Source organism: Streptomyces sp. HSW2009 (assembly GCF_040240285.1).
GTDB lineage: Bacteria > Actinomycetota > Actinomycetes > Streptomycetales > Streptomycetaceae > Streptomyces.
Genome location: NZ_JBEHZD010000347.1, coordinates 1 through 8,650 on the forward strand (window position 1 = coordinate 1; position 8,650 = coordinate 8,650).

General features: G+C 72.3%; 9 protein-coding genes. 1 reads left to right on the forward strand and 8 read right to left on the reverse strand.

Features of this window, described 5'->3' with window-relative positions; genetic code table 11:
• Positions 1-120: 120 nt before the first annotated feature.
• The 8 genes from AAHZ94_RS22790 to AAHZ94_RS22825 form a co-directional block, all read right to left on the reverse strand.
• Positions 121-2,949, reverse strand: a complete 2,829-nt coding sequence (locus AAHZ94_RS22790) for a DEAD/DEAH box helicase (RefSeq protein ID WP_349994843.1) — start codon at positions 2,947-2,949, stop codon at positions 121-123.
• Positions 2,950-3,060: 111 nt separating this feature from the next.
• On the reverse strand, positions 3,061-3,951 hold the full coding sequence (locus AAHZ94_RS22795) for a diacylglycerol kinase (protein WP_349994844.1): 891 nt from the start codon (positions 3,949-3,951) through the stop codon (positions 3,061-3,063).
• Between the two features lie 17 nt (positions 3,952-3,968).
• Positions 3,969-4,949 carry a twin-arginine translocase subunit TatC gene (tatC, locus tag AAHZ94_RS22800; protein ID WP_349994845.1) on the reverse strand — a complete coding sequence of 327 codons (981 nt, stop codon included), beginning with the start codon at positions 4,947-4,949 and terminating at the stop codon, positions 3,969-3,971.
• A 63-nt stretch (positions 4,950-5,012) separates the two neighbouring features.
• Entirely contained in the window at positions 5,013-5,312 is a 300-nt protein-coding gene (tatA, locus tag AAHZ94_RS22805; RefSeq protein ID WP_349994846.1) for a Sec-independent protein translocase subunit TatA, read from the reverse strand.
• 231 nt (positions 5,313-5,543) lie between these two features.
• Positions 5,544-5,747 (reverse strand): hypothetical protein, encoded by a 204-nt coding sequence (locus tag AAHZ94_RS22810; protein WP_349994847.1) that lies wholly within the window; start codon positions 5,745-5,747, stop codon positions 5,544-5,546.
• Positions 5,748-5,903: 156 nt separating this feature from the next.
• Positions 5,904-6,152, reverse strand: coding sequence for a hypothetical protein (locus tag AAHZ94_RS22815; RefSeq protein WP_349994848.1), 249 nt, complete (start codon positions 6,150-6,152; stop codon positions 5,904-5,906).
• Between the two features lie 286 nt (positions 6,153-6,438).
• Entirely contained in the window at positions 6,439-7,392 is a 954-nt protein-coding gene (locus AAHZ94_RS22820; protein ID WP_349994849.1) for a helix-turn-helix transcriptional regulator, read from the reverse strand.
• 16 nt (positions 7,393-7,408) lie between these two features.
• On the reverse strand, positions 7,409-8,413 hold the full coding sequence (locus AAHZ94_RS22825; RefSeq protein ID WP_349994850.1) for a helix-turn-helix transcriptional regulator: 1,005 nt from the start codon (positions 8,411-8,413) through the stop codon (positions 7,409-7,411).
• A gap of 55 nt (positions 8,414-8,468) precedes the next feature.
• Between AAHZ94_RS22825 and AAHZ94_RS22830 the strand changes: the two genes are divergently transcribed.
• Complete coding sequence (locus tag AAHZ94_RS22830) at positions 8,469-8,618, forward strand: hypothetical protein (RefSeq protein ID WP_349994851.1); 150 nt, start codon at positions 8,469-8,471, stop codon at positions 8,616-8,618.
• The last annotated feature ends 32 nt before the right edge of the window (positions 8,619-8,650 follow it).

An 8,650-nucleotide genomic window follows, 5' to 3' on the forward strand; every position in this document is an offset into this window, starting at 1 on the left:
GCTGGGGTGGGGGGGGGGGGGGGTGGGTGCGGGGGGGGGGGGGGGGGGGGGGGGGGGGGGGGGGGGGGGGGGGGGGCCCCCCCCCCCCCCCCCCCCCCCCCCCCCACGCCCTGCCGGACGTCAACCCACCGACGAGTAGGCCACGACCCCGCGCAGCAGCCCGTCCACGGCCCGGCGCGCGTTGCGCGGGACCGTGCCCTCCGCGGGTGCGGCCACCGCTATCTGGCCCAGCACGTCGATGAGCTGCTTGCACCAGCGCACGAAGTCGCCGGCCGGCATCTCCACCTCGCGCAGCACGTCGTCCAGGCCGTGCCCGGACGCCCAGCGGTAGGCCGCCCAGGCGAAGCCCAGATCGGGTTCGCGCTGGCCGACGCCCTCCGCCTGGCTGATCTTGTGGTCCTCCTCCAGGGCGTCCAGCCGGCCCCAGATCCGCACCATCTCCGCCAGCGCCTGCTTCGACGCCCCGGTCGGCACCTTGGGCGCCGCCACGTCGTCCGCCGCCCGCGCCTCGTACACCAACGCCGAGGCACAGGCCGCCAGCTCGGCCGGCTTGAGCCCCTCCCAGACGCCGTCCCGCAGGCACTCGCTGGCCAACAGGTCGAGCTCGCCGTACAACCGCGCGAGCCGCCGCCCGTCGTCGGTCACTTCCTCGTCCTGCAAATAGCCCAGCTCGGTCAGGAGTGCGCAGATGCGGTCGAAGGTGCGCGCGATGGTGTTCGTACGACCCTCGATGCGGCGTTCGAGCTGCCGGGTGTCCCGCTGGAGCCGGTGGTAGCGCTCGGCCCAACGGGCGTGGTCCTCGCGCTCCGCGCAGCCGTGGCAGGGGTGCGCCCTGATCTCCGTGCGCAGCCGGGCGATCTCGGTGTCGTCGGCCGCCGCCGCCCGCTCCTTGCGGCGCCGGTGCGGCTCGTGGTGACCCGCCCTGGTGCGCAGCGCGGAGGCCAGATCGCGGCGGGACTGCGGGCTGCGCGCGTTGAACGACTTGGGGATGCGCATTCGGTCCAGCGCCTCCACCGGCACCGGGAAGTCCATCGCGGCCAGCCGCTTGACCTGCCGCTCCGCCGTGAGCACCAACGGTCGCGGCCCGTCGTGGTGTTCGAAGCCGCGGTGGCCGTTGGTCCGCCCGGCCGGCAGCCCCGGGTCGAGCACCAGCGCGAGCCCGGCGTACTTGCCCGCCGGCACGTGGATCACATCACCGGTCTTCAGCTTCTCCAGCGCCGTGGCCGCCGCGGCACGCCGCTGCGCGGCCCCCTGCTTGGCCAGCTCCGTCTCCCGGTCGCTGAGCTCGCGACGCAGCCGGGAGTACGCGTCGAAGTCGCCGAGGTGACAGGTCATCGAGGCGCGGTAGCCGGCGAGCCCCTCCTCGTTGCGCTGCACCTGCCGGGAGATGCCCACGACCGCCTTGTCCGCCTGGAACTGGGCGAACGAGGTCTCCAACAGCTCGCGCGAGCGGTGCCGCCCGAACTGCGCGACCAGATTGACGGCCATGTTGTACGAGGGGCGGAAGGAGGAGCGCAGCGGATACGTACGGGTGCCGGCGAGCCCGGCGAGCGCCACCGGGTCCATGGCGCGCTGCCACAGCACCACCGCATGGCCCTCGACGTCGATGCCCCGCCGCCCGGCCCGCCCGGTGAGCTGCGTGTACTCGCCGGGGGTGATGTCGGCGTGCTGCTCGCCGTTCCACTTGACCAGCTTCTCCAACACCACCGAGCGGGCCGGCATGTTGATGCCGAGCGCCAGCGTCTCGGTCGCGAAGACCGCCTTGACCAGGCCCTTGACGAAGAGTTCCTCGACGACCTCCTTGAAGGTCGGCAGCATGCCGGCGTGGTGCGCGGCGATCCCGCGCTCCAGGCCCTCAAGCCACTCGAAGTAGCCGAGGACGTGCAGGTCTTCGTCGGGGATGGAGGCCGTGCGCTCCTCCACGATGGTCCGCACCCGGGCCCGCGCCTCCTCGTCGTTGAGCCGGAGCCCGGCGAACAGGCACTGCTGGACGGCGGCCTCGCAGCCCGCGCGGCTGAAGATGAAGGTGATCGCGGGCAGCAGGCCCTCCGCGTCCAGCCGGTCGATCACCTCGGCCCGGCTCGGCGTCCAGATCCGGCTGCGCTGCCGGCGCTCGCGCTCCCGGTCGGCCTCGCGCATGACCTTGCCGCGCCGCTTGTCGCGGCCGAAGCTTGGCCGGCTGTTCTCCATCCGGGCCAGCCGCACCAGATCCGGGTTGACCTCACGGCGACCGGCCCCGGGGGCGCCCTCGGGGCTGTCCTTCTCCTCGAAGAGGTCGTATATCCGGCGGCCGGCCAGCACGTGCTGCCACAGCGGCACCGGCCGGTGCTCGGAGACGATCACCTGAGTGTCGCCGCGGACGGTATCCAGCCAATCGCCGAACTCTTCGGCGTTGGAGACCGTCGCGGACAGTGACACCAGCGTCACGGACTCCGGCAGGTGGATGATGACTTCTTCCCAGACGGCGCCACGGAACCGGTCGGAGAGGTAGTGCACCTCGTCCATGACCACATAGCCGAGGCCGTCGAGCGAGCGGGAGCCCGCGTAGAGCATGTTCCGCAGCACCTCGGTGGTCATCACGACCACCGGCGCGTCGGAGTTCACACTGTTGTCGCCGGTCAGCAGGCCGACCTTCTCGGCGCCGTAGCGCGCCACGAGGTCGCCGAACTTCTGGTTCGACAGCGCCTTGATCGGGGTGGTGTAGAAGCACTTGCGGCCCCGGGTCAGGGCCAGGTGGACGGCGAACTCGCCCACGATCGTCTTGCCCGAGCCGGTGGGGGCGGCGACCAGCACGCCCTTACCGGATTCGAGTGCCTTGCAGGCCTCGATCTGGAACGGATCGAGGTCGAATTCGTACATCTCGCGGAACGGAGCGAGCGCCGTGGCCTGGTCGGCCGCCCGGAGGCGGGCCTGGGCGTATCGCTCGGCGGGAGAGAGCTCGTCGGTCATCGTACGTACGAGCCTACCGGCGACCTCTGACAACGCACTCGATCTTTTACCAGCACCTGGCTCGGGACGGCCCGTGCCGTGTCGCCCCACCTGGCACGGGCCGGCCGGGGATCAGCCGCCCAGCAGCCGCACGGCCCCGGGCACGGTCTCGGCCGTCAGGGGCAGCGGGCCCAGCTGCTCGCCGTCCGCGTACCCGGTGAGCCCGGGCGCCGCGAGGGAGATCTTGGCCACCCGGTGCGTGGTCACCGCCGGATGGCTGAGGTGGGTGCCCCGGTAGACCCGTGGGAAGACGCGCAGCAGGGTCCGCCGCGAGCAGGGGCCGACGACCGTGACGTCGAAGAGTCCGTCGTCCAGCCGGGCCCCGGCGCATATCCGCATCCCCCCGCCGTACGAGGAGCCGTTGCCGACCGCGATCAGCGTCGCCTCCACCTCGGTCTCCGGCCCGTCGTCCAGACGCATCCGGTACCGGACGGTGTGCAGTCCGGCCAGCTCGGCCAGCATCGCCAGGTCGTAGCGGAACCGGCCGGAGGGCCAGCGCATCCGGTTGCCCCGGTCGTTGACGCGCGAGTCGAAGCCGGAGGCGAGCACGGTGCCGAAGTAGCTGCCGCCGGCAGCGCCGACGTCCACCGGCCGGCCGCCGTCGGACTTGAGCGCGGCGGCGATCAGGCGGGCCGCGCCGCCGGGGTCGCGCACCGGCAACCCGGCGGCCTGCGCGAAGTCGTTCCCGGTGCCCACCGCCACCACCCCGAGCGGGGTGCCGGTCCCGACCACGGCCTGGAGCGCGAGCGAGACCAGGCCGTCACCCCCCACGGCCACCAGCGCCCCGGTCCCACCGGCGACCGCCGCCCGGGCCCGACGCAGCGCGTCAGCGGCGTCGCTGCCCAGCACGGTCCGCACCCGGAACCCCGCGTCGCGGAGCACCCGTGCGGCCGGCTGGGCGGCCCGTGCGCCGCGACCGCGGCCCGCCGTGGGATTGACAAAGAGAGTGATGTCGCTGGTCACGCACGGAATCTACCGGGTTAAGTGAAGTCGTCGTAGCCGTTGCGCCGGTCCGCATTCCGGTCCTGTTGGCCGTCGTCCGATTCGCCGGACCCGCGGCCCGCCGAGATCGACTCGGCGTCGTCGAGCGATTCGGGCACGTGGCCCTGGGACGCCTCGTCGTCGTCCATGCCGAAGTCCGGATCGTTGGCCCGCCGCTTCGCCTTGCGCCGGTCGTTGATGATCGAGATGCCGACGGCCAGGAAGTAGAGCAGCGTGACCGGGCCGGCCAGCGCGAACATGCCCACCGGGTCGGTGCTCGGGGTGGCCAGGGCACCGAAGACGGTGATGCCCATGATCATCCCCCGCCACCAGCCCAGCATCCGGCGTCCGGTGACCACGCCGCCGAAGTTGAGCAGCACGAGCACCAGCGGCAACTCGAAGGCGAGGCCGAAGACGACCACCATGCGGGTCAGCAGGTCGATGAAGTCATCGAGCGGCAACAGGTTGTCGGCACCGTCCGGGGTGAAGTCGAGCAGCACCTCGGCGGTGGTGGGAAGGATCGCGTACGCGAAGAAGCCACCGCCCACGAAGAGCGGTACCCCGGCGGCCACGAAGGCCATCGAGTACTTCTTCTCCTGCTTGTGCAGGCCGGGCGCGAGGAACGCCCACAGTTGGTAGAGCCAGATCGGCGTGGAGAGCACCAGGCCGGTCATGAAGGAGACCTTCAACATGATCGTGAACGGCGACAGCAGGCCGTTCACGGTGAAGTAGGCGCACTTCTGGTCGCCGTCCTTGGCCTTCTCCAGGTCGGAGACGGAAAGCCCGCCACAACCCACCGAGTCCAATACCGGCTTCATCAAAAAGTCGACGATGTCCTTGTAGTAGAACAGCGCGACGGCCGTCACCAGACAGATCGCCAGGACCGCCTTGAGGAGCCGGTTGCGCAATTCACGCAGGTGCTCCGCGAGAGGCATCCGCCCCTCTGGGTCCTTCTCCTTCTTGCGGGCAGGCTTGAGCAACCCACGTCCTCATCTCGTGCGGCAGGCGGCGGCCCTTGGCCACCGCCCCAGTCGGCCCTGGATTTAGCGCTGTGTCGTACGGTCGCTCGGCTCGTTCACCGGGCGGGAGCTGCTCACGTCGCCCGGCGCCGCCTGGATGGTGCGGTGCCCGCCGGCCTGGTCGGCGTTCTCCTCGGGGTGCGCGGGCTCGGCCGGGGCGGGCTGCTTGCCCTCCGACTTCATCGCCTTCGCCTCGCTCTTCAGGATGCGCGCGGACTTGCCGAGCGAACGCGCCATGTCCGGGAGCTTCTTCGCGCCAAAGAGCAGGATGACGACGACAAGAATGAGGATGATCTCGGGAGCACCGATCTTTCCACCGAACATAAGATTTACCTTCTCACCGAGGCGGCTGGGGGTGGCTGTCCGACCGGTCGGACGCGGGAGTCCGGCAGCCGTTGTGGCAGCGATCGTAACGCGACGGGGTAAACGGGTGGCAATCCCCGGGCGTACTCCCGATTGCGTCCCCGGGCCTCGATTCCAGGGCCGCGTCACATAGCGTACCGCTCACTTGTTCCCCAGAGGAGAGCGCCTGAACTGCGGAAACGCCAACGGCGTTCAGCTCCGGCGCCATCCGTCCACCTGTGCGGCCAGTGGTCCGGTGGCTCGTTCCAGGTCTTGCGCGGCCCGCGTGATGCGCTCCGAGCTCTCCCCCACCTGCCGTGCCAGCCGACGGACCTCCACGTACACCCGCGCCGCGGCGAAGGCGAGAACGACGAGCCCGGAAAAGGCAAGGGCGAGAGCACACATCGGCCAGAACATGAGAGGCAACCTACCCGGCGCCGACCGCACCCCGGCAACCACCCGTACTCCGACAACCCCCCGTACGCTGGCGACCGCCCGCGCCCCGACTGCCAGCCGCACCCCGGCAACCGCCCGGGCCGCCGGCCGCCCCATCGGCCGGGCCGGTCACGGGGTTCAGAGCGTGGAGTGCAGCCGCAGCGTGCTGACCCCGCCGCCGATCAGCAGCTCCACGATCCGCTCGCCCGCCGGCTTGCGGACCGCGCTGCCGCAGTCCGGGCAGGTGAAGGAGTAGAAGGTGGTGCGGCTGGTGCCGCCGACCACCAGTCGCAGGGCGTCCGCCGGAAGCTCGAAGCTGCTCCGGCACTGCGGGCAGGCGGCCTTGAAGACCACCGGGGTGGCTCGCCGTGTCGTCCGCGTCGTCATCTGTGCCCTCCACTCGACGTACGTCCACTGCACCGCCCGCGCACCGGTCCCGCGCCCGCCACGCGCCCGCCCCACAGCCCGCCTCGTACCCGGCCACCAGCCGCCACCGCCCGCGCGCGCCCGGGCCCACGGGGCGCCACCACCCCGGGCGGCGCCCATCCGATCACGCGGCAGGGCCGCCGTGCATCCGCCGCGTTCCGCTTCGCCCCGTACGCCCCACACATCCGTACCGCGGTGGCCCGTGCCGTAACCACCTGGTGTTCGGCGGTCACCTGTCGTAACGCACTCACGCGTCGTAGCCGGCCAGTGCGCTGCGCGCCGCGTCCCGGGCGCTGTCGGCCAGCTCCAGCGGGGCCACGATCCGGCCGTCCTTGCCGAGGCGCAGCGCAAGGCGGCGCAGCGAGCCCGGGTCGGGGGTGCGCAGCGTGATCCGCAGGCCGCCGTCGGCCAGTTCCTCGGCCTCGTCGTGCGGGTAGTACTCGGCGACCCAGCGGCCGGCCGGCGTCACCTCGATGACCACCTCGGGGTCCTCGGCCGCCGGCTGCACCAACCCCGCGGACAGGTCGCGCAGTTCGATCGGCGGCGGGTCGGACACCTCGTCGAGCAGCTTGATCTCGGCCACCCGGTCGAGCCGGAAGGTGCGCCGCGCCTCGGAGAGCCGGCACCACGCCTCGACGTAGGTGTGCCCGACGACGAACAGCCGGATCGGGTCGACCTCGCGCTCGGTCAGCTCGTCGCGGGCGGGCGAGTAGTAGCGCAGCCACAGCCGGCGCCGTTCGGCGATGGCCCGGTCCACGTCGGCGAAGACCCCGCCCTCGGACTCGAAGATGACCGAGAGCCGGGAGCTGGCCCCGGCCGCCTCGCCGGCCGCCGCCTCCAGCTTGGCCGTGGCCCGTACCAACGCCTGCCGGTCTCCCTCGCGCAGCCCCGGCAAGGTGGCCACCGCGCGGGCTGCCACCAGCAGCGCCGTGGCCTCGTCGGCCGCCAGCCGCAGCGGTTCGGTCTCCGCGCTGCCCGGGTTGTGCCACCAGATCCGGTCACCGTCGGTGTCTATGTCGAGCAGGTCCCCGCCGCGGAAGCTGGTGCCGCACATGGGCAGCACGTTGAGGTCGGCGATCAGCTCGTCCTCGCTGATGCCGAAGGCGCGGGCGACGTCACTCACGTGCGCGCCGGGGCGTTCGCGTAGATAGGTGACCAGGGACAGCATCCGCCGGGTCTGGTCGATGGCGTTGGTAGCCATGGGTCTTCCGTCCCTCTCAGCCGTTGGCCACGGCGCGCAGCCGCTCCACCACGTCCGCCCGCAATTCGGCCGGTTCGAGGACCACCACGTCGGGCCCGAACTCCACCAGCCAGGCATCGAGGCCGTGCCCGTACGGAATCTCCAACTCGTCCCAGCCGTCGGCCGCCGCTGCCTCCGACTGGCCGGCCGGCGGGTCCACAGCCGGCCGGACGCTGATCGCCTTGGCGCGCAGCGGGTAGCCGTGGCCGGCCCGCAGCCTGATCCGGGCGGTGCCGGTGGCGGTCTCGCCGGCCCAGCTCTCCACGGTCTCGCGGACCGTGACGTGGTCGGGGACCTTGGCGGTGAAGGCGCCGGCCCGCGAGCGCACCCGGCCGGTGATGCGGGAGAGCCGGAAGACGCGTTCGGCGGCGCGGTCGCGGTCCCAGCCGGCCAGGTACCAGTGGCCGCGCCAGCACTCCAAGATCCACGGTTCGACGGTGCGCCGCTCGGGGCGGGCCGCGGTGGACTTGCGGTAGTCGAAGACGACGGGGCGGCGGTCCCGGCAGGCGAGCATCAGCGGCTCGAACGCCGCCTCGTGCGCGGGAATGTGCGGTTCGAGTGCGCTCTGCGGCTGGTTCTCGTACGGCTCGTCCGCCAGCGGCATGCCCGCGGCCCGCAGCTTCTGGAGCGCGCCGCTGGCCGCGCCGGCGAGCCGCGCCTGCTGCCACACCTTGGCGGCCAGGCCGAGCGCGGCGGCCTCCTCGGGGTCGAGGGTGATCGGGGGCAGCCGGTTGCTGTCGCGCCGGGCCAGGTAACCGAGCTCGCCGTCGATGCCGTCGACCGTCTCGATGACCAGGCCCAGCTCGCGCAGGTCGTCCTTGTCCCGCTCGAACATCCGGTTGAGGGCCTCTTCGCTGCCGGTGGCGTCGGCCTCCAGATACGCCTCGATGGACGACCTCAACTCCCGCTTGGTGAGCGGGCGCCGGGTTTCGAGCAGACACAAGGCCAGGTTCATCAACCGCTCGGCCTTGGCAATGGCCATCGATGCCTCTTCTCGCAGTGCAGCTCCTACGACGGTGACCGTACCGCCCCCGGGAGTGCGGGGAAAAGCCGAGGGCCCGGGGGGGGGGGGGGGGGGGGGGGCGGGGGGGGGGGGGGGGGGGGGGCGGCGGGGGGGGGGGGGGGGGGGGGGGGGGGGCCGGGGGCCCGCGGCGTCCGGCCGGGCGGGGCGGGCGGTGCGCCGTTAAGGTCGGCGGTGTGAGCACCCAACAGACCACGG